Here is a 19,712-nt window from a genome sequence, read left to right on the forward strand (position 1 = left end):
AGAGTGGATAGATACAAACGTCAAATTTCCGTTATTGGAGAGCAAGGTCAAAAAATAATAAATAACGCAACAATTATGATCGTTGGACTCGGCGGGATAGGCAGTCCAGTAGCTCAATATCTTGCCGCAGCTGGTGTTGGAAAGTTAATTCTTGTCGACGATGATAAAGTAGACCTTTCTAATTTGCATAGACAGATCTTATTTAATGAATGCGATATTGGGTTTTATAAGGCAGAAAAGGCGAGGGATGTTTTAAGTAAAATTAATAAAAATATTGTTATAGAGGCTCACACTAAAAGGTTTGATGTGGATTTAGGATATTCCTTAGTATCCGATATCGACTTGATTATTGACGGAACAGATAATTTTGAAACAAGATACCTTATTAACGATATTTGTGTTTTAAAGAATAAAGTATTTATAAGCTGTAGTATTTTGGTCAATATCATTCAGCTTGCTTTATTTGATACAAAGCACCTTTGTTATCGTTGTCTATACCCTAATCCACCACCTATAGGTGTAATACCTAATTGTTCGGAAGCGGGTGTGCTAGGCACTGTGACAGGAATGGCAGGAACCATGGCTGCTAATCTGGCATTAAATTATTTACTCAAGATAGAGAATGAGAAAGTACCACAGATACGAATAATAGATGCAAAAAACTTCAACATCTCTTCCATGCCTATAAAGCAAAATAATAACTGTTTTGCATGTAAACAAAGAAAAATCAGCTTAAGTTATCTGCAGAATCAAGGCGCTGATCATGGAATTTCCCTGGGGCAACTTGATAGAACCAAACATTTTCTAGTTGATATAAGGCAAAAAGAAGAACGAGAGATTACTAAGTTAGAAGATGATCTATTTTTTCCTATTAAAGAGAATACTGATTATTCATTTTTCTTATCCTATAAAGATAAGAAGTTGGTATTTTATTGTGCATCAGGATATCGAAGTAAATTGTTTGTATCAGAACTGAGAAACTTTGGTGTTGATGCCTATTATCTTAATGAAAGGCTTCCTAAATGATTTTTGAGCATCAAGAAACGTCTTTAAGAGCTCGCAATTACTGCGAAACACTAGGCGTATTGACTTCTTTCAAGAAACTGGCAGGAATTACACGGTTAGCCGATTTAACCCATTTAGATTACACCGCGCTACCGCTACCTGTCTATACTGCAATAAGGCCTAGAGCAAAATCGTTAACCACGAGTCAGGGAAAAGGATTAACAAAAGAGGCAGCTCAGTGCTCGGCATTGATGGAGTCCATTGAAGTATATTTTGCCGAAGAATTAATCCCACAAGTAATTAATAAGTCAGAGCTTGAGCTAGCTCAAGACAAAGCTATTTTTATACCACTAAACGATCTTTCAAAGTCTGTACACTTTAGTGATTCATCAAGGCCAATGAATTGGGTACAAGCTGAATTAGTATTTGCAAAAAAATCCATTCTCGTGCCTTTTGCTGAGTTCTCATTAAATTCTTATTTGCCGGAAGTATTGATTTACTCTCCTGATACAACTGGACTTGCTGGGGGAAATAACTATAAAGAGGCCCTTTTACACGGAATTCTAGAGGTAATAGAACGACAAAATGTTCTAAAGATATCTCAAACTGATTTTGTTAATGGCAGAATGGTTAAAAATATAACAGAAAAATTTGATTGTCATATTTACTTTCATGAAAATATTTATGAAATTCCCTCGTTTGAGGTATGGATTAAATCAAAAAATCCTTTTGAAAATCAAATTCTATTTAAAGGTGGTGGATGTCATCTCGATAAACAAATCGCTTTAAATCGTGCACTGACCGAGGCCATTCAATCCCGAGTAACTACAATAGCAGGTTCCCGTGATGACTTGATTCATACAAAGTATGATTTTCAAACTAGTGAGTTTCCTGTCGTCAAAGATAAGAAGGATTTTTCTAAGTTGCCTAATTATTCGGTAACGACAATAGAAGATGCACTTTCGGCCTTGTTTAAAAAGATTAAGGGAAACAATCAGGATATTTTAGTTTATAAATACTATGACAAAGAAATATGCATTTTAAAAGTAAAACTAATTTCTATGGATTTGATAAGCCATGCATAAAACCGTAGTTTTCTTAGAAACTTCGTTAACTCACCAAGAGGCGATGCATCTACTTCCTCACGCAGGGTATTTACCTTCAATCAAAAAAGGAGATGTACTTAAAGCAATAAAATCAGGATATAAACGGATAGTTATCATCGATGGAAATTTTTCCTGGGTTCCTTCTGTGTGGCATAAAGAAATATTAACAGCATTAGACTACGGTATTGAGGTTTGGGGTGCAGCTTCAATGGGGGCTTTGAGAGCAGCCGAGCTGGATTCTTTTGGCATGCGGGGGCATGGGCGTATATATGAGATGTATAAGAATGAAGAAGTAGATGGTGACGATGAAGTGGCAATTGCTTATTCTAAATTCAATAACGTGCAAACTATTCCTTTAATCAATATCCGCCTAACGCTTGAACGACTAAATAGTATTAATAATGGAACTGTTTTAAATTCAATACGCTCCATTTTTTATGCTGAAAGAACGTGGGAGAAAATTTCTCAACACGTGTCAGAAGACCATTACCATTTGATTAAAGCAAATTATATAGACGCAAAAAAAGAGGATGCAAAGTCCTTATTGCTTTCTTTAAACCAACAACACATTCTTTCTACGGTTTCTGATTTAAATAGAAAAAAAAGAGAGTTTACTCTTTTTGAAAAAAAATTAATTGAGTCTACTTTGTCTCCAGTTTGGTTGCATGCTCCGAGGCATGAGCAGACAGAGGGTTCGCCTTCTCTACAGAGGACGGAAAATATTCTTAAATTATTATCAATTCCTGAAACAAAAAAAAATAGGCTCAATTATCAATGCTTACTGTATCTTCTTGATCAAGAAACGTACACAATTACAGAATACGAGCTTATATATCAAGTCGAACAATTTAGAGAAGAGCATAACTTGTTAAAAGGAGAGGATTTTTTTAACTGGTTAAAGGACCTGGGATTGCATGAGTCTAACCTAGAACAACTCTTTACCGACTATGTAAAATTGATGAAATATTTGATAATTACCTACGATTTCAATAGTTATTTTAATTAGCCTATTCATTCTAAAAAAAATTTTCATTTTTTTTCTTATCCTTGCACCTAGGTGAATGCACCTTCATTTAAATGATGGTTCAATAACCTTATCACTTATCAAAATAATCCATTATGAATGTAGAACAAGAAGTATTTGATATTTTAGAGAGTTGTATTTCCTGTTTGCAGCAGGCGGCTTTAAACATAGGTGGCTTTGATTTTGATAAACATGCACAAGCAGCGATATATGCTTATTCATTATTAAGAAGGCAACAGTTGTTTTTAATGTATCCGATCGAGAATGAAACAGTGCATTGACAGATAAAAATAAGCCAATAGAAGAGGAGTACTTAATGAGCGCAATTCAAATATTCATGTTTAAGAATTCTTTTTAAAACCGCGAATTATTAAATAAAAAAGAATAAAAAATGAGCACAAATTGGGGCTCAGGGGATTTCTTTACCCAAAAAAAGGAGGTTCATTAAAAATGACGGCCTTTTGTACAAAAAATAAATCATTCAATCCACGAATTGAATTCAATCAATCAACGTTCATCAAACTAAAGGAGAGCATTATGAATAAAGTCGCAGTAATCAGAAAAAGCAGTATCAAGCTTCATGAATTTATACAGTGGTCAGTCCCATTGTTGGTCTTAAGTTGGGTTGTTGTTTTATGCCTTACCAGCACGGGGCATGCAGAAGGTCAAAATTATTTAAGTGCGATGAAAGGAGATGTAAGCGCTACCTTCGGTAAAAACTCGGATTTGCCTGGTTATTTATATGCGGGTGAAACACTCGTGGCTGGTGTTACCTGGATGAAGACTAAAAGTCCTTGGGTGTTTGTTGGATTGCCTTTACTTATGATTTTCACGCATTGGGGATTAAGTTATGTCGCATAACTATTCCACGTTTATGTTGTCAGAGGAACCGCGCATTGCAGGGATTCCTTTGACCACCGGATTGCCCGTGTATTTGCTCACGGGTATCGGATTATTGGTGGGTTTAGGGCCGCAGCTTTTTGTGATTGGGGCTGTTTTAAGTTTGATCATGCATGTTCAGTATGGCGGGCTGCCCCTACGAATTTTATTGGGAATAATTTATTGGTCGTTACCGCATGCGATGACGACACCTCTTTTTAGGTCATTCCCAAATTCCGCGCATCGAATCTACGTGGGGTGAGTTTATGAACAGTGTATTTCGTGACAATGTGCTTTCAAAAAATAAAGTGTTGCTTCATCTGACATTGGCTTGGGCTGTCACTGCTACCCTTGCTGTGTTCATTTTAGGTGGGCTTTGCGTTCATGTCGTTAATAATAAAGAAACGCATTGGTTGCCCATTTGTACCGAGGACGGGTACTTCTTAAGTAATTCTTCCTTTTCTCCTTCTTACATTAAAGACATGACTAAGAAGGTCATTCAATTACGATTAACCTACAATCCAGATACAGTTGCTGCCCGATTTGCATCACTAGCCCATTTAATTCCTGCATCTCATCAAGAAGCATTCAAAACCATTCTGGACTCAGAGTCAGCCGTTGTGAAAGAAAAAAACATTAGTTCCGTATTTTATGAAAAAAACATTCACATAGATGAATCCACTTTGCAAGCCAAGGTAGACGGAACGTTAAATCGAACCAGTCATGGTCTTGAAGTGAAACCACAAAAGAAAGTGTATTTAGTTCAGTTTGCGCACCTTAACGGGATGATTTGGCCTAAAACTATTAAGGAGATCCGTCAATGAACCCACTTCAACTCTTTGTGTTAAGTAGCGTCTTTGCTACCTCACTGCATGCCGGCAATACCGTAGCTACGTTTAAATTTGAAGAAGGCGAGCGTTTTGCGCTGTCTTTGTCTTCACTTAATTTTAATCGCATTGATGTAGAAGGGGAGCGCATTGTTAAAGTCAGCTTTCCTGAGCACTCATTTATTATAGAGCAAAGCAAAGAGTCTGAGGATGATTTGGATGGTGCTGTGGTTTTAAAGCCCTTAGCGCATATTCCGTTAACAGTTTATTTCACCACCAACCTCAATCATCATTTTTCAGCCACCGTCTCTCCGACTGATGATTTAGGTAAAACCATTAAATTGGTATCTAAAAAATTAAAAGGGTTTGATTATGCCAAGGCGCAAGAGCAGAGCCAATACCAACAAAGTGATTTAATGACGGCGCTTATGGAGGGAACCACACCTTCTGGTTTTCAAGAAGTAGCCATCAAACCCACAACCTTCCGGCTGCATAAACAGTTAAAAGTAACCCTGGTGAAACAAGTCCGAGGTAAAGAGTCTTCAGGCTATGTGTATCGAGTTGAAAATCAATCTAATAAACCCATGGAATTAACTGCAAGCTTATTTGAACACCCCAAATTGATGACGATGGAGCTGTCTGAAAAAATGCTGCAGCCCAGTCAAACCGCCTATTTTTATGGCATTTACCGTGAACAATCCAACATCGGGTAATAAGGAAGCGTGTCATGATGAAATCGTTTAAAAAGTTAATGAATAAAAGTAAAAAAACCAATCCTAATCAAAGTGCCAAAATAGAGCAGCTTCGTAATGGCTTGGCTTTTCTACTATTAGGTGGATTGTGTTATGGATTTTATCTGTATTCGTCAAAGCCACAACCCACACCTCCTACCAATAAAAAACCAGTGTTCGATGGGGTGTTAGACAGTGCCTTTAGTAAATTAAGTGATGAAGCGGTGCTTGAAAAACAACAACGCCAAATTAATGCACTCAAAGCGTTGGTAGAAAAAAATAAAAAGAGTACACCTAATAAATCAGACGATTTGGTTTCGGAGAACCAAGCCTTATTAAGCGCCATGCAAAAACAATTAGAGAAGCTTGCGCTTGAAAATAAGGAAATCAACGGAAAACTACAAGTAGCCCTTCTTAAAAACTCACAAACCAGTTTAGCGGCAGTGGCTGCAAGACCCCCTACACGTGAAGAAATCGAGGCGCGTCACAAACAACGCATACAGGATGAAAAAGCCTATTATGGCAAAGCGGGTCTTGAAACGGTTCATTTTAATTACCGCCGTCAACAAAAAGAGGAGCGTACACCGGATAATTACGTTTGGGCAGGAACCCATGCTGAAGGCATTTTACTGAGCGGAGCTAAAGGGGATGCTGGGATTAATGGTGCTAAAAATATGGGAACGGCACTCATTCGCCTGGATTCTAATGGCATTATGCCCAATAACCGCCATTCACGTCTTAATGGTTGTCTGGCTATTGTCTCTACTTATGGAGATTTGTCCGATGATGCGGTAGTGATGCACCTTGAAACCCTTTCGTGTGCAAAACCTAATTTAAGTTTTGAGCAAAAGGTGTATGGGGCTGTGTATGATTTGGATGCGATGCAAGACTTACGCGGTACGTCAATTTTAAAAACCAAACCTCTTTTAGAATACAGTGCGGCTGCTGGGATTTTAGCAGGTTTTGGGGATGGACTTAAAAACCTCAATACGGCTCAGACCATTAATCCAGGCGCAGGCACCATTACGACTTATGGTCAGGCCTCTACGTTGATGCAATCCGCAGCAGGAGGGGCGGTGAGTAATCCGGCCAATAAAATCTCCGACTACATCATGAAAATCGCTGATATTTATCATCCTTTAGTGGTGGCGCGTGCAGGGCGGCGTGTATCCATCATGTTTACCAAAGGCTTTTGGATTGATAGGGCGCACCAATCGTTTGAATCGGGTAAATCTATTGATAATCAATCGGCTCAAAATGAGGCTGCAATTACCACAACCATTAGCCGAGCAGGCGGTGAAGCAGGGGATAGTAGCAGTGGTGAGCCTTCAGCTCCGCAATCCACATTTCAATCCGATACGCAAACCGCGCAGCAATTTTTAAACCAGAATGGGATGTCTAATCAACCCCTCTTTTCAACAGTTAATCCTACAGGAGACGTACATGGTTAAGGCATGGCTTGTTTTGTTCTGTTGTTCGGCAGTGGCGCTTACGGGATGTTCACGCTCTATTTTTGATCATCAAGATGTTCGCTGTCCCTTTGTCGAGCGTGGTGGGTGCCAAAGCATGGAGCAGGTGAATCGGATGGTGGATGCGCGGCGATTTACACCGGATGGGCAATACGTGCAACAAGAGCAATGTGTAGGCTGCAGCGCTTATTCAAAATAAATGAAACGGAAACTTTTTTAGGATTAACTATGTTCGCAACACTAAAAAAATACGTCCAGGGTTTTAGGAATTCAATTGATGATTATTTGGTGGATGGGGAAGAGGAATCGTCTTCTCAAAATACCTTAAATGTAGGCGATCACCAATATCCTCTTTTTTGTAAGGAACTTCCTTATCAGTATTATGATGAGGAATCGCATTTATTTATTAATCGCTGGAATACAGGCTTATTGTACCGCATTACCCCGTTAACCGGTGCGAATGAAAAAATTGCAGAGCAGTTGGATTCGATTTTAAGAACCAAGGTTTCTGATGAATTTACCTTGCAGCTCATCTTAGTCAAACACAATCAAGTGGGGCATGAACTGGATGCTTTTTCAAAGCAGTTCATGAATCCAGATTTTGAGCAATTAAGTGTGATGGGTAAAAGTCTGCGCTCGTTTTATGGTGAGGCGGCAATTCATGGATTTAAAACCAATACCAATGTCAATCCTCGAATTACACAAACCGAATGTTATGTCGTTGTCGATAAAATCAAAGGAAAAAATGAGGAAGAGGTTAAAGCCTGCTTTGCTCAATTTCGTATCGCCTTTGAAGCCTCGCTCATGTCAGCCAAAATTGGTTTTAGAACCTGTAATGCTGAAGAGTTATTACGTTTACTTCATTTTTATCTGGCTCATGAACCCGATAATATTTACCCAAAAATATCCTCTTATGATCCAAAAAAACTCATTCAACATCAGGTGGTTGGCCGTGATTTTGATGTAGAGGTGGCCAAAGAAGGCTTACTTTTTAAAGGGGTTAATAATCAAGGAAAGACCTTTGAAACGGTTGCCTCGGTGATGACCATCGATGGTTTACCAGGTGAATACCATCTTTGGGATAATATCAATAACAGCGCCAATATTTTTAATCCAGAGCAAAGCATTCCCTGTAATCACATTATTTCTGTGACCTACCTGGTTGATGAACAAAATAAAGCTCAAGGGCGTGCGAATCGCAAAACTAGTGATTTGGATAAAAAAGCGAAGGGCGATTATGCGTTGCATGTTGCAGGGACTGAAAAAAAAGCACGTGAATGGCGTCATTTTCGTGATGATTTGGCTTCAGGAAAGACGCGTTCTTGTAAGATGCTATATAACGTCGTGTTGTTTTCCAGACGTGCTGAATATGCTCGCGATGTGGAGGCAGCACGTACTTGTTTTTCTTATAACGGTATTAAGCTTGCGATAAGCCGCAGGATGCAAACCCCTTATTTTTTGGCAGCGTTGCCTTTTTTATTTACGAACCATCTCCAAAAAGGATTTCAAATACCCACGATGATGTGGCCTATTTCCTCATGGAATGCGACTCAATACATGCCACTTTTGTCGGATTGGTCAGGGACAGGATCGGGTATTTTATTGCCGACATTACGTAATCAATTTTCTTGTATTGATCCGTTCTCAGGTAAGTTAGGCACAAACTACAACATTTCTGTGACAGGCACCTCAGGCGGAGGAAAGAGTTTTTTTATACAAATGCTGATGCTCAACGTGCTGTTCAACGGAGGGGATCTCTTTATTGTCGATGTTGGAGGAAGTTATAAGAAGTTATGCCATGCTTTAGGTGGCGTGTATCTGGAATACTCAAATTTGGCAATGAATCCCTTTACTCATGTCACGAATATTGGCAAAGAAATACAGCATATTCTTTCCTTGTTTCAATTATTAGCGTGCGCTAAGGATGGAGCCAGTGATGATGATCGCGGGACGTTACGAGAGGCCATACTGCAGGCGTTTTCTGAACATCAACAAACCACGTTAATTGATCACGTTCAAAGTAAGCTTCTGGAATTGCATCAAAACGACCGAGAAAAATACCCTACAGGGAAAATTCTGGCGAAAAATCTTGATCCCTATTGCACGCATTCAGAGCATGGTACTGTTTTTAATGCACCCTCTAAATTAGCGCCTGATGCCCGCATTATTGTCGTGGATTTAAAAGAAATTGAGGACGATGAACACATTCGAGCACCGGTATTGCTGTCTATTTTGTCTCAGTTTCAAGGCCGAATGTTTAATTCCGATCGCAGTCGTCAAAAAATGTGCATTATTGATGAAGCTTGGTCTTTATTCTCTGGTGATCAAATTGCAGTAAATTTCATTAATCGAGGGTTTCGAACAGGACGGCGGCATAATGCGTCCTTTGTAACAATCACGCAAGGTATTGATGATTACTACGCATTTCCTGAAGCACGTGCTGCTTGGGAAAATTCGGCAATCAAACTCATTTTTCTTCAAGATGGAGACTCCCTCGTCAAGCACCAACAGGAGCATAACACGTTTTCTGATTTTGAATTTAAATTACTTTCTGGTTTTCCTAAAGCGAAGGATGCTGGATTTTCTCAGGTTCTGGTTCGTGCAGACGGCATTTCCTCCTTTCATCGGCTTTTTGTTGATCCGTTTACGAAGGTCTTATTGTCTTCTGATGGACGTGATTATCAAGCAGTAATGAATTACATCGAGCAAGGGTATTCATACATTCATGCCGCGATGTTGGTAGCTAACAAATATTATGATTTATCCAAAAACGTGTTGGTAGAAGGAGGGCTTGTCAATGCTGCGTAATTATAAGGCCCAACTCTTAATTCTAGTGGTTCTAATCTTGTCTGGCATGGTGTTATGGGGCTTGCACAAGCCTACACCGATTGCTGTAGTGGATATGCAGCGCTTACTCAATCAGCCTGCTGTTTTATTGAGTCAAAGTAACTTATCAGAACAAGAACAAAAGAAGGTGTTAAAGCAGTATTCGTCGTTGTTGCCTCAGGTCTTATCTCAGTATGGGGCTTCTCATCATGTAACCCTAATCACCGCAACAGTGATTTCCAGTGGACGGTTTGATGTGACGGATGAGGTGATTGCCGCCACTTTGGAACAGCTGGGTGCACTATGAAGAACGTTGCGGGTTTGATTGCAGCTCTTTTAATGATCATTGCTCCGGTATATGCCAAAAATTTAGGCAATTACGGCCAGATTTTTCCTGTGATTGAGCAAGACATCCGCCAGATCATCATGGCGAAGCTGCATCGCCTTGAGCAATCAGGCGCCCTGAAACAGCATCAACAACACATAGTGGCGCGAGTGGAGGAGCAGGTGAGAAGGCCTAAGCCTCTTCATTTACACACGACAACGACTCCTAAATCGCATGAGCTAGATCCCAGTATCGTCGTGAATCAAACGCTGTATGCCCACGATGGGACATTGATTGCGAAGAAAGGGACGCATCTTAATCCTTTTGAACGCGTGTCCTTTTCTAAAACGCTGTTTTTTTTCGATGCTGATGATCCGAAGCAACTAGCCTGGGTCAAAACGCATTACACGCATTTTGACCAGGTGAAATTTATTTTAACTGGAGGGGATGTTAAGGCGGCTTCCGAAGTTTTGAGTTCGGTTTATTTTGATTTGGAAGGGCGCTTGAGTCGTTATTTTCACTTAAAGCATGTGCCTTCTGTGGTCAGCCAAGAGGGATTGGTTTGGCGTATTCAAGAAATTGGACAACACGAGTTACGTAAATAGGAGTAAGTACTATGAATAAAAAAACGTTGATTACCCGATTTATAGTGCTTTTCTTATTGAGTTCGCTGAACTTCGTTTATGCCTCTCAGTGCAAAGGACATTTTGTTAATCCAATTACGGATGTCTGCTGGAATTGTTTGTTTCCACTCACCCTTGGCAGCAGTGAGGTGGTTAAGAGCAGTTATCCTGATACAAACAATCCAGGCAATCCTTTGTGCTTATGCCCCACGCCCATTGGCGAGCGTTTAGGCGTCACCATTGGTTATTGGGAGCCTGCTGCTTTGGTTGATGTGACACCGAAACCCTGGTGCATGGTCAATTTAGGTGTGCAGCTGAATGTTACAAAAAAAGGGTTAGGCGGCTCCCAGATGCCAGAGGTGGATGGGCGAGGTGCGTTCTATTACGTTCATTGGTACAAGTACCCTCTGGTGTATTGGCTGCAGGTGTTAACGTCCTTAGGGTGTATGGAAACTGAAGATTTTGACATCTTATATCCATCGGAACTAGACCCTACCTGGAATGATTCAGAACTGGCTTTTGTTTTAAATCCAGAGGCTGTTTTATTTACCTCGCCACCTGCACGAGCTTCCTGTGCTTTTGATGCGAGTAAAGCACTTGCAGGCACCGCCGTGAACAGCCTTTTTTGGTGTCAGGGTGCACAAGGCTCTACGTATCCATTAACGGGTTTTGTTGCACACCAGGCAAGTCCCATAAGTACCGCCGCCTTACTTGCCGAACGCGTTGATTTTAAATTACATCGACCTCCAACCCCTGCGATTCGCGATTCAATAGGCCAAGATTGGCCTGCTGTGTGTCATACCTATGCATCAAGCATTATGCCTAAAGATCGTTATCGCTATCAGTTGGTGAACACTTTACCAGAAGCGCGTCAATGCCATCCCTTTGGACGATCGGTGATTAGCTGGGAAGCAGGACACACCTATCCAGGTGACGGAGACAATTTTGGGTTTTTGATTTGGAAGAAAAGAAACTGTTGTTTTCTTTAAATGATGGGGATGAATCATGAATGCATTTGGAATTTTTTTAAGTAGCCTGTTTTTAGTCACCTCAAGTCATGCCAACGTGAATGATTTTCTTAATGAGGCATCGGCAATAGGGAAGACAGCACACGATTCCGTAAGCCAGGATACGTTGGCGCATTGGAATGTAGCATCCAACCAATCTATTGCCCAAAGTAAGACCTTGATTGATCAAATTATTGAGCAATCACGGCAAGGCACCCCTATTGCTCAAAAAGGCCAAACCGTTGATGGCGCTGTATTATTTGTGTCTTTTTCCATGCCTGAATCCTTGTTGTTTTCACTGAGCGATGAAGCAGCTTCTTATAAAATTCCAGTAGTGATTAATGGTTTGATTGAGGGTGATTTTAAAAAAACCATTACGGCGTTTTCTAAGCTTCATGCTAAGGCAAAAGAATCCAAATGGGCATTTAATGGGGTGTCGGTTGATCCTTTATGGTTTGAACAATTTCATATTACTGCAGTACCTGCATTGGTTGTAAGTAAAAGGCCTAGCTCTTGTGGGCAGCAATTACTTTGTCCTGAACAGACTTATGATGTGGTGTATGGCAATGCGTCTATAAAAAAAAGTTTACAACTCATAGCGCAGAAAGGTGATAGTGCCAATGAGGTGGCACAGGCTCTTTTGGAGAATGCTAATGCTTAAGTGGGGTGTGTTGATGGCACTACTTTCTATGGGCTGTTTTGCGAATCAAACAGGGACCGATTTTAACGGCTTTAAAAAGTATGCTAAATCGTTAAATGCCCAACCCAAAGAGGCTATGCGTGGGTTTGAACCTCAAGCGATTTTTGAAAAGTATTCAGAGCATCCCGCACAAGAAGGATATTATCAAGGGGTTCAAAAGGAACAAACGGATTTATCAAGTCAGGCTAATGCGGCGATTAAAATTGATCCTGGTGCTCAAACCGTTATTGATCATTTTGGAACAAACAAATTTGAACTCAATCAAGCCAATTCCGTATTGGCTCAATCCCAATTGATTCAGGCTGAAAGTTATGCGATTACGCATGGACAATCCAATGATCGCGTTCAATGCTCGAATCAAAAGCCTATCTGCACGATGAAGACGCATGAAGAACAATGTTTCAGCTCTCGTTCATTGCCCGATCAAACCTGCTCCCAGAACCTTAAGGTCCTGGTGGATTCTGAAAAAGTAGTGCAACGCGCTGATTTTTCGTTTTATGTTGCTAAAAAATGGACCGGAGTGATTACCGTAAATTTGGTGACTGGAGCAATCACTAATGCTGTGGGCGGCTCGGTTCCTTATCCCATTCGGATGAAGCATCCTTGTGATGGCATGAGTGCCACCATTCATTCGATACGAAATAATGGTGCGAATGCTTATTGGGTTCAGGTAATTGGCACTCCAACGTGTGCGAATAATGGGTTATTGACCTTTTATATTAATAAAGGATGGGGACGAGTCTATCCCATTCAAGTCGCTTTGACGGTCACAGCACACTCCAAACCCTATATCAGCCAAGAGTATTGGGATAATCATTGTACGAGCTTTGAAAATAGGGGGTCGCTGTGTCGAATCAAAAAGGAAAAATGCACGGATACTCAGTCCCCTAAAGTAATTGATGGTCTTCCTATATCTCGTGGGTGTTGGGCAAAAGAATTGACGTATTCTTGTTCCAGTGCTGCCGCTGATGAATGCCTCGCACAGAAAAACAAAGGGTGTTTCCAAACAGCATCAGAGTGTGTGCGTTTTGATGAGCAAACTTGTGCTCTGTATAAGCAGACGTACAGTTGCCAGGAAAATGTGTGTGAAGCCCCTATCGAATGCATTAAAGACTTATTTTGTGCTGATGGTGAGTGCACGGAGCATTCCCAAACTCAAAACAGTGATTTTGGGCAAAGTGTTTCTTCTTTAGCAGTTGTAGGAGAAGCGGGGCATGAATTAAGCCAACAACCGAATGCATCTCTTTTTGGCGGACAAGCCGTGCAATGCAAAATATGGCCCTTGGATCTTATTGATTGTTGCCATGATAAAGGATGGGGAAAAGACATTGATTTGCTTCATTGTCGTGAAGAAGACAAAGCGCTGGGGCGCGCTAAATTAAATTATGTGGCTCATTATCTAGGCGAATATTGTAGTGAAAAAGTGGCTGGGGTTTGTTTAGAACATAAACGCTCTTATTGTGTCTTTCCAAGCAAAATGGCCCGAATTATCCAAGAGGCCCGTCTAACACAAGTGAATGGCCGTGGTTTGGGTGATGCAGAGCATCCAACCTGTGCAGGAATGAGTGTGGCAGAACTGCAAAAAATGGATTTGGGGCGGGTTGATTTTGTAACGCCTATCTATCCCTTTGGTCATGGGACACCTAATAAAGCGGCAGGGATTGCAGGTGATCTAAAGATTAAATCTCAAGATCCTAAAAAGTCCATTGATGAAGTTACCCGAAGAATGCAGAAAAAGGCAGGTGAATTATGAGCCGCCTGTTAATGCTGTTGGTATGGGGATTGTTCGTGACGTCGCTTCATGCAGATATTGTTCAGGAGCATGCAAAAGGATTTCATTGGTATAGCGTTGAAGAGCAGTCCAAGCCGATTAAAAAAATAGTACAGCCACGATCTGCAACGGTTGCGAAATCTCCTTATGAGCGTTTAATGGATAAGCGTAAGGAAACTCTGAATAAACTGGCAGAGGCTTTGATTGCGCCATCCTTTAATGCAACGCACGAGTATATGAAAGCGCAGATGGATTATTCAAAAAATAATCAGCAATTTGTGCGCTATTGGCAACAAGTCTTATTGGTCCATCCTGAGTTGGATAGCACGCTGAATTTTCCAACCGACAACTCAGCGATTGCGGTACGTAATGATGCACAAAAAGTATTAATCAATAAAGTGATTCATGAAAGCAGTGCACGCTATGGCTTTATCTTATTTTATCGTGGCACGAGCTCCATTTCACAAAAAATGGTCGTGCATTTGACTCCCTTTATTAAAGAATATGGTTTTTCCATGATTTCAGTCAGTACGGATGGCCAACTCATTGATGGGCTTCCTAATCCTAAATCAATCCCTCTGGAAACGGTTCAAAAACAAGTAGCACTTGAGGCGAAGTACATGCCCGCGCTTTATTTCGTGGATTTAAAGAGCAATAAGATGTCGCCTGTGTCTTATGGGTTTTTATCTTTAGAAGAGCTGAAACAGCGCATTTTTGATGTGATGACGCAGTTTAAACGATTCAGTTATGAAGGAGTGAATGAATGAAAAAAAGGTTCTTTTTAATCGTACTATTCCTTCTTAGTACGCATTCTTTTGCAAATGTGGCATTGGATGAATTAACCCAACTCTTAAATAAAAAACAAGAGCAACAGGACATGGCGCGTATCAAGAATAAGAGAATTAATGCGCTGTCGGAGCAACATTATTTTATTTTTATATACCGCTCCACCTGCCCTCATTGCCATCAATTTGCGCCAATACTTCGTGATTTTGCATCCAGTTTTCATATCCCTGTAGAGGCATACAGTTTGGATGGCGAGTCTTTAGATGGATTTGATTCAGCCAATTTAACGCCTGAATTGTTTCAAACCTTATATGTGTCTGGTGAATACAAGCCTGTAGTGCCTGCCTTGTACCTCGTGAATCGTCCTACGAATCAAGCCTATGCCGTGTTGTTTGGTGAGGCACAACCTGCCCAACTTGCAAACCGCGTGGATGAACTTATGACGCATTTGGAGGAGAAATTTCATGATGAATAGATTCACTACGCGGCGTATGACACTGTTTAAAAAAACTGTTGCCGCCTTATTGTTGTTAGGGACCAGTCAGCTCTTTGCGAATGCAGAATCCGATTTATCCCATTTTTTTAATAATTTGGGGTTTGATGCCAATGTGACGGGCTCGCATGCCTATCAAACACAAGCAGCGGGTTATGCGGCTCTTGGTTCGGTGTATGCTCGGAATCAAGTACGCACTATCCGCCTTGCGCATGTGGATGTTCCTGGAATGCGCTCTGGTTGTGGCGGCATTGATCTCTTTGCAGGCGGATTTTCCTTCATTAAGTCGGATCAGATTGTGAAGTTCATGCAAAATATATTATCGGGAGGAGCAGGCTATGCATTAAATCTGGCTTTAGAAACAGAATTGCCTGAAATCGCGCATGCAATGCAGTTTATGCAAAAACTAGCGAATGAAATTAATGGCACTAATTTTAATTCCTGTGAAATGGGTGAAAATTTAAGTGCTGCGGTGTGGCCACGAAATAGGGCAGCACAACAGCGTCTTTGCGAAGATTTAGGTCGTCATCAAGGAACCTTTACAGATTGGGCCATGGCACGCCAAAAATGTTCCACAGGTGGTGACGCCGATTCCATATTGGCTCAAGCTAAAAATAATCCTGAATACAAGGACCGCGTGTTAATCAACACCAATATTGTTTGGGACTCCTTACAAATTAATCAGTTTATTGCACAAGATCCCAAATTAGCAGAAGTGTACATGTCCATTTCGGGAACCATTGTCTTTAATGCGAAAGGGGCGTTAATGACGTACCCCTCACTTGCAACCAATCAAGATTTTATTAAAGCCTTGTTGTACGGAGGAAAGTTACCCAGTTACCACTGCACTGACATAGGGCCACAGTCACATTGTTTATCCATTGATGCCACAAGTACACAAGAAATCAGTGCTAAAAAAGCCTTAGTAGCTCAGGTACAAGAATTACTGCAGGGAATTTATGACAACATTAAAATGGGAAAAGAGTTATCTGATAAGCAAAAGGGGCTGATTGAGTTAACACAACCTGCCGTTTTTAATCTTATTTCTGCCAACGCACAACAAAACACGGGTATTCAAGGCAGTTATGAGTTGGCTCAAAGTGTGGCAACGGACCTTTTAGCACAATACCTTTCTAATTCCCTCGATATTATTCGCGCTTCGCTCTCAGGAAAAGAGCTAGGCGCTCACAATGAAGAGCGTTTATACAAAAACCTGCAACTAGCACAACAGTTTGTAGCACGTTTTAGTACGGAGAGCCGTGAGAGGTTTAATGCAGCGTTACAAACCAATGAATTAATTCGCAACAACGTCAAACAAGCATTAAGTGCATTAACACCCACTTTAAGAACAGCCTATTATGGAGACGCGCAATGAGTCTTTTAACCATTTATACGCCACAAAATGGTGAATATCTCAAAACCGTATTGGATGCCATGGTGACACTGCTTGGCACTTCAACCTACAAATCAGCTCAAGACATCGTGAGTATTCTTGCTGTAGGGGTGGTTGGATTTCAATACGTCAGTGGTAAACGGATTCAAGCCATTAGTCGTTATGTTTTGTGTACGTTTGTGTTCTTGTTTTGTATTTTAGGCATCAAAACCCCGGTTGCCATTATTGATATGCAAACGGCTGATTCAGCGGGGCCTGCACTTACTGTAGATAATGTGCCATTAGGAGTAGGGCTTCCTGCAGCACTTATTAGTGGTATTGGGTATGGGATTACTAAAGTGTTTAGTGATGTGTTTCATATGCCACAGGATTTAGATTACACCCAAACTGGTATGTTGTTTGGTTCACGCACTTTCTTAGCTTCTACCAGTTCTAATTTATCTTTGTCGCCTGAGCTCTCTCGTGATTTGTCCACTTACATCAGGCAATGCATTTTTGCAGCCAAACTATTGGGAAGTCAGCAAATTTCACCCAATGAAATGAAGCACAGCTCGGATTTAATTCGCCTGTATTTTGAGCATCCGTCTCCTATTTATCGTGTCTTATTTCATGATGGATCCAATTTGAGCTGTATTGATGCAGCAGCACGTTTAAAACCAGAATTGAATACGGGAATAGAAAAACAACTCGTTCATTTGTCGAATATTATGACCAAGGGCGATAAAGAGAAGTTTAGTGATGGTTTGGCGGCAGCGCATTCCTATTTTATGAATGTGTCCAAAGATGCAGCCAATGTCCTTACGCAAAATATTTTAATTAATGCCACTCGTGAATCCGCGCTTGATGCCTTTGCTTTTGCTGGCGCTGATGCGGAGCTGATGAATTACACAAACAGCTCCAGTCTGCAAAAAATGCACGTGGCTGAGGCGAATAGTTTTTGGCTTGCAGGCTATCGGCTTCCTTATTATATGACCGTCTTTTGGATGCTGACGTTGTGTATTTTTCCTTTAGTGATGTTATTAGCACTAGTGCCAGCCATGCATGGGGTATACATGATCTACATGCAAACCCAGGTGTTTTTATGGTCTTGGCCTCCAATGTTTATCATTATTCATTTCTTTGTGTCGTTAGCTTCTTCTACCACATTGACTTTATTTGGTTCTAAAAATGGTGGGGTTACTTTTTCAACCATTGATTCCATTGCTAGTATTCAAAGCAGCTTTGCGTATACGGCAGGGGGCTTGGCTATTAGTGTGCCTGTGATTTCGCTGTTTATTGCCAAAGGCTTACCTAATTTATTAAGTGCTGCGTCTCAACATCTGGGAGGCATGGCGCAATCCTTATCGACAGGAGAAGCGCAATCGGCCACACAAGGTAATATTTCGATGGCCTCTTACAGTGGTTGGAACATGAACTACAACAACACGCATGCGAATAAATGGGATACCAATTATCAGCATATGGAAGGGCGGGCTACTGTTCAAGCGGATAACGGTGCCTTGCTTTCGCAAGGAATTGATGGGTCACGCGTGATTAACACACAGTCTGCGATGAGTCAGATGGCAACGCGATTACACGCATCCGACAGAATCAGCTCCTCATTGCAAGACAGTGCAAGCCAATCGTTCCAAAATGCCCAGTCGCATCGAACCAGTGCCGATTCTCATTACCAACAAGCCTTGAGTGGGCTTTCTCAATTTAATGAAAGCGATGCCAGTGAGGTGCGCGAAGGAACGGGGATTAATAGAACGCTCAGTAACGCCTTGAATCAAGATATTCGTCAAATGCACGATGCGGTTAACCAATACAATCAAAATCATGACAAATCTGGGCAAGTGTCTTGGGATGCGGCGGTTTCGGCCAGAATTGATACACGCAAAGGGGTATTTGGATCGTTCGCCCATGCAGTCACGGGTATTTCTGGAGAAGCGAGCACGAGTTTGAAAACAGGTTTGTCTGCTTCTAACTCGGTTCAAGCCTTTTTTAACTCCAGTGAAGGTCAATCATTCTCTAGTGCATTGAACCACATGGAGTCTACAGCCAAGACGCACCACTTGGATGCCAATGATTCGTTTAATTTGTCAAAATCCGAACAAATCGCAGCCAACCTATCCCAAGGACATGCTTTATCGGATATGGCCTCAGCTGAATACAGTAAGGGCGAACATTATCAGCACATGGCTAATCGTGTGAAAGAACACTCCGACGGTATGGATAGAGTATTGGATCAGGCGTTTCATGATTGGGCGGTGCAGCATCATGGGGTCCAGGTAGAAAAAGCATTGATGGGGACCGATGCTTCAAGCTTGAGCGCACAACAACAATTGGCCGATCAATTTATGAGCTCTTCCCAAGGACAATCGGCAGTCAAAGAGCAAGTAAGCCGTATGATGCACTCACCACCTGAGCACGTGAAAAACCAATTTGAAGCGCAACGTGCTTCGATGAATACCCATCAAAAAGCACTCATCAAGCAAGCCCATCGGGAGGGTTCTGGAGGCGTTTTAAATAAATCGCACGAGCGGCATTTAAGCCAGGTGCAAGACAACACCATCCAGCAAGCGCACGATCTGCGTATGGATAATCGAGAAGATTTATCGAAAGCCTACCAACACCAAGAGAGCAGTACACAACAGGAGATTCAGGCATCTGAAGCGGACTTAGCACATCGGCAAGCACAACAAAAACAGGATTATGTGGACAATGATCGTTGGTACAAGGAAGGGCGTTATGAATAAGCAAACACG

20 protein-coding genes are annotated in these 19,712 nt (G+C 41.3%); all 20 read left to right on the top strand.

The window, feature by feature from the left end:
- Positions 1–3: 3 nt before the first annotated feature.
- The gene (locus BN3124_RS05385; protein WP_058533779.1) at positions 4–1,026 is read left to right on the top strand and encodes a HesA/MoeB/ThiF family protein; all 1,023 of its coding nucleotides are present in this window, start codon (positions 4–6) and stop codon (positions 1,024–1,026) included.
- The gene (locus BN3124_RS05390) at positions 1,023–2,090 is read left to right on the top strand and encodes a YcaO-like family protein (protein ID WP_058533780.1); all 1,068 of its coding nucleotides are present in this window, start codon (positions 1,023–1,025) and stop codon (positions 2,088–2,090) included. The genes BN3124_RS05385 and BN3124_RS05390 overlap by 4 nt, the downstream gene beginning before the upstream one ends.
- Complete coding sequence (locus BN3124_RS05395; protein ID WP_058533781.1) at positions 2,083–3,117, top strand: TfuA-like protein; 1,035 nt, start codon at positions 2,083–2,085, stop codon at positions 3,115–3,117. Before BN3124_RS05390 ends, BN3124_RS05395 begins: the two co-directional genes overlap by 8 nt.
- Positions 3,118–3,230: 113 nt before the next feature.
- Positions 3,231–3,416, top strand: a complete 186-nt coding sequence (locus tag BN3124_RS05400) for a hypothetical protein (protein WP_004450445.1) — start codon at positions 3,231–3,233, stop codon at positions 3,414–3,416.
- A gap of 256 nt (positions 3,417–3,672) precedes the next feature.
- The gene (locus BN3124_RS05405) at positions 3,673–3,996 is read left to right on the top strand and encodes a type IV conjugative transfer system pilin TraA (protein ID WP_058533782.1); all 324 of its coding nucleotides are present in this window, start codon (positions 3,673–3,675) and stop codon (positions 3,994–3,996) included.
- Complete coding sequence (traL, locus tag BN3124_RS05410) at positions 3,986–4,276, top strand: type IV conjugative transfer system protein TraL (RefSeq protein ID WP_058533783.1); 291 nt, start codon at positions 3,986–3,988, stop codon at positions 4,274–4,276. The genes BN3124_RS05405 and traL overlap by 11 nt, the downstream gene beginning before the upstream one ends.
- Before the next feature lie 4 nt (positions 4,277–4,280).
- Entirely contained in the window at positions 4,281–4,838 is a 558-nt protein-coding gene (locus BN3124_RS05415; protein WP_058533784.1) for a TraE/TraK family type IV conjugative transfer system protein, read from the top strand.
- Positions 4,835–5,554 (top strand): type-F conjugative transfer system secretin TraK, encoded by a 720-nt coding sequence (gene traK / locus BN3124_RS05420; RefSeq protein WP_058533785.1) that lies wholly within the window; start codon positions 4,835–4,837, stop codon positions 5,552–5,554. Before BN3124_RS05415 ends, traK begins: the two co-directional genes overlap by 4 nt.
- Positions 5,555–5,568: 14 nt before the next feature.
- On the top strand, positions 5,569–7,023 hold the full coding sequence (locus tag BN3124_RS05425; protein ID WP_058533786.1) for a TraB/VirB10 family protein: 1,455 nt from the start codon (positions 5,569–5,571) through the stop codon (positions 7,021–7,023).
- Positions 7,016–7,240: a hypothetical protein gene (locus tag BN3124_RS05430; RefSeq protein ID WP_019235305.1), complete on the top strand. Its 225-nt coding sequence runs from the start codon at positions 7,016–7,018 to the stop codon at positions 7,238–7,240. The genes BN3124_RS05425 and BN3124_RS05430 overlap by 8 nt, the downstream gene beginning before the upstream one ends.
- Positions 7,241–7,269: 29 nt before the next feature.
- Entirely contained in the window at positions 7,270–9,849 is a 2,580-nt protein-coding gene (gene traC, locus BN3124_RS05435; protein ID WP_058533787.1) for a type IV secretion system protein TraC, read from the top strand.
- Positions 9,839–10,174 carry a type-F conjugative transfer system protein TrbI gene (gene trbI, locus BN3124_RS05440; protein ID WP_058533788.1) on the top strand — a complete coding sequence of 112 codons (336 nt, stop codon included), beginning with the start codon at positions 9,839–9,841 and terminating at the stop codon, positions 10,172–10,174. Before traC ends, trbI begins: the two co-directional genes overlap by 11 nt.
- Positions 10,171–10,797 (top strand): type-F conjugative transfer system protein TraW, encoded by a 627-nt coding sequence (traW, locus tag BN3124_RS05445; RefSeq protein WP_058533789.1) that lies wholly within the window; start codon positions 10,171–10,173, stop codon positions 10,795–10,797. Before trbI ends, traW begins: the two co-directional genes overlap by 4 nt.
- An 11-nt stretch (positions 10,798–10,808) precedes the next feature.
- Positions 10,809–11,804: a conjugal transfer pilus assembly protein TraU gene (traU, locus tag BN3124_RS05450; RefSeq protein ID WP_058533790.1), complete on the top strand. Its 996-nt coding sequence runs from the start codon at positions 10,809–10,811 to the stop codon at positions 11,802–11,804.
- 16 nt (positions 11,805–11,820) lie between these two features.
- On the top strand, positions 11,821–12,483 hold the full coding sequence (gene trbC, locus BN3124_RS05455; protein ID WP_058533791.1) for a type-F conjugative transfer system pilin assembly protein TrbC: 663 nt from the start codon (positions 11,821–11,823) through the stop codon (positions 12,481–12,483).
- A complete protein-coding gene (traN, locus tag BN3124_RS05460; protein WP_058533792.1) occupies positions 12,476–14,275 on the top strand; it encodes a type-F conjugative transfer system mating-pair stabilization protein TraN in 1,800 nt (599 codons plus the stop codon). Before trbC ends, traN begins: the two co-directional genes overlap by 8 nt.
- Positions 14,272–15,060, top strand: a complete 789-nt coding sequence (gene traF / locus BN3124_RS05465; protein ID WP_058533793.1) for a type-F conjugative transfer system pilin assembly protein TraF — start codon at positions 14,272–14,274, stop codon at positions 15,058–15,060. Before traN ends, traF begins: the two co-directional genes overlap by 4 nt.
- Positions 15,057–15,554: a type-F conjugative transfer system pilin assembly thiol-disulfide isomerase TrbB gene (trbB, locus tag BN3124_RS05470; protein WP_058533794.1), complete on the top strand. Its 498-nt coding sequence runs from the start codon at positions 15,057–15,059 to the stop codon at positions 15,552–15,554. The genes traF and trbB overlap by 4 nt, the downstream gene beginning before the upstream one ends.
- Complete coding sequence (locus BN3124_RS05475; protein ID WP_058533795.1) at positions 15,544–16,947, top strand: conjugal transfer protein TraH; 1,404 nt, start codon at positions 15,544–15,546, stop codon at positions 16,945–16,947. Before trbB ends, BN3124_RS05475 begins: the two co-directional genes overlap by 11 nt.
- On the top strand, positions 16,944–19,703 hold the full coding sequence (locus BN3124_RS05480; RefSeq protein WP_058533796.1) for a conjugal transfer protein TraG N-terminal domain-containing protein: 2,760 nt from the start codon (positions 16,944–16,946) through the stop codon (positions 19,701–19,703). Before BN3124_RS05475 ends, BN3124_RS05480 begins: the two co-directional genes overlap by 4 nt.
- Positions 19,704–19,712 lie beyond the last annotated feature (9 nt).

Source organism: Legionella saoudiensis, assembly GCF_001465875.1.
In the GTDB taxonomy this organism is placed as follows: Bacteria; Pseudomonadota; Gammaproteobacteria; order Legionellales; family Legionellaceae; genus Legionella; species Legionella saoudiensis.

Bases quoted from the DNA above. Each gene is read 5' to 3' on its own strand.
- BN3124_RS05390 (WP_058533780.1), top strand. From the start codon at position 1,023: ATGATTTTTGAGCATCAAGAAACGTCTTTAAGAGCTCGCAATTACTGC.
- BN3124_RS05395 (WP_058533781.1), top strand. From the start codon at position 2,083: ATGCATAAAACCGTAGTTTTCTTAGAAACTTCGTTAACTCACCAAGAG.
- BN3124_RS05400 (WP_004450445.1), top strand. From the start codon at position 3,231: ATGAATGTAGAACAAGAAGTATTTGATATTTTAGAGAGTTGTATTTCC.
- BN3124_RS05405 (WP_058533782.1), top strand. From the start codon at position 3,673: ATGAATAAAGTCGCAGTAATCAGAAAAAGCAGTATCAAGCTTCATGAA.
- traL (WP_058533783.1), top strand. From the start codon at position 3,986: ATGTCGCATAACTATTCCACGTTTATGTTGTCAGAGGAACCGCGCATT.
- BN3124_RS05415 (WP_058533784.1), top strand. From the start codon at position 4,281: ATGAACAGTGTATTTCGTGACAATGTGCTTTCAAAAAATAAAGTGTTG.
- traK (WP_058533785.1), top strand. From the start codon at position 4,835: ATGAACCCACTTCAACTCTTTGTGTTAAGTAGCGTCTTTGCTACCTCA.
- BN3124_RS05425 (WP_058533786.1), top strand. From the start codon at position 5,569: ATGATGAAATCGTTTAAAAAGTTAATGAATAAAAGTAAAAAAACCAAT.
- BN3124_RS05430 (WP_019235305.1), top strand. From the start codon at position 7,016: ATGGTTAAGGCATGGCTTGTTTTGTTCTGTTGTTCGGCAGTGGCGCTT.
- traC (WP_058533787.1), top strand. From the start codon at position 7,270: ATGTTCGCAACACTAAAAAAATACGTCCAGGGTTTTAGGAATTCAATT.
- trbI (WP_058533788.1), top strand. From the start codon at position 9,839: ATGCTGCGTAATTATAAGGCCCAACTCTTAATTCTAGTGGTTCTAATC.
- traW (WP_058533789.1), top strand. From the start codon at position 10,171: ATGAAGAACGTTGCGGGTTTGATTGCAGCTCTTTTAATGATCATTGCT.
- traU (WP_058533790.1), top strand. From the start codon at position 10,809: ATGAATAAAAAAACGTTGATTACCCGATTTATAGTGCTTTTCTTATTG.
- trbC (WP_058533791.1), top strand. From the start codon at position 11,821: ATGAATGCATTTGGAATTTTTTTAAGTAGCCTGTTTTTAGTCACCTCA.
- traN (WP_058533792.1), top strand. From the start codon at position 12,476: ATGCTTAAGTGGGGTGTGTTGATGGCACTACTTTCTATGGGCTGTTTT.
- traF (WP_058533793.1), top strand. From the start codon at position 14,272: ATGAGCCGCCTGTTAATGCTGTTGGTATGGGGATTGTTCGTGACGTCG.
- trbB (WP_058533794.1), top strand. From the start codon at position 15,057: ATGAAAAAAAGGTTCTTTTTAATCGTACTATTCCTTCTTAGTACGCAT.
- BN3124_RS05475 (WP_058533795.1), top strand. From the start codon at position 15,544: ATGATGAATAGATTCACTACGCGGCGTATGACACTGTTTAAAAAAACT.
- BN3124_RS05480 (WP_058533796.1), top strand. From the start codon at position 16,944: ATGAGTCTTTTAACCATTTATACGCCACAAAATGGTGAATATCTCAAA.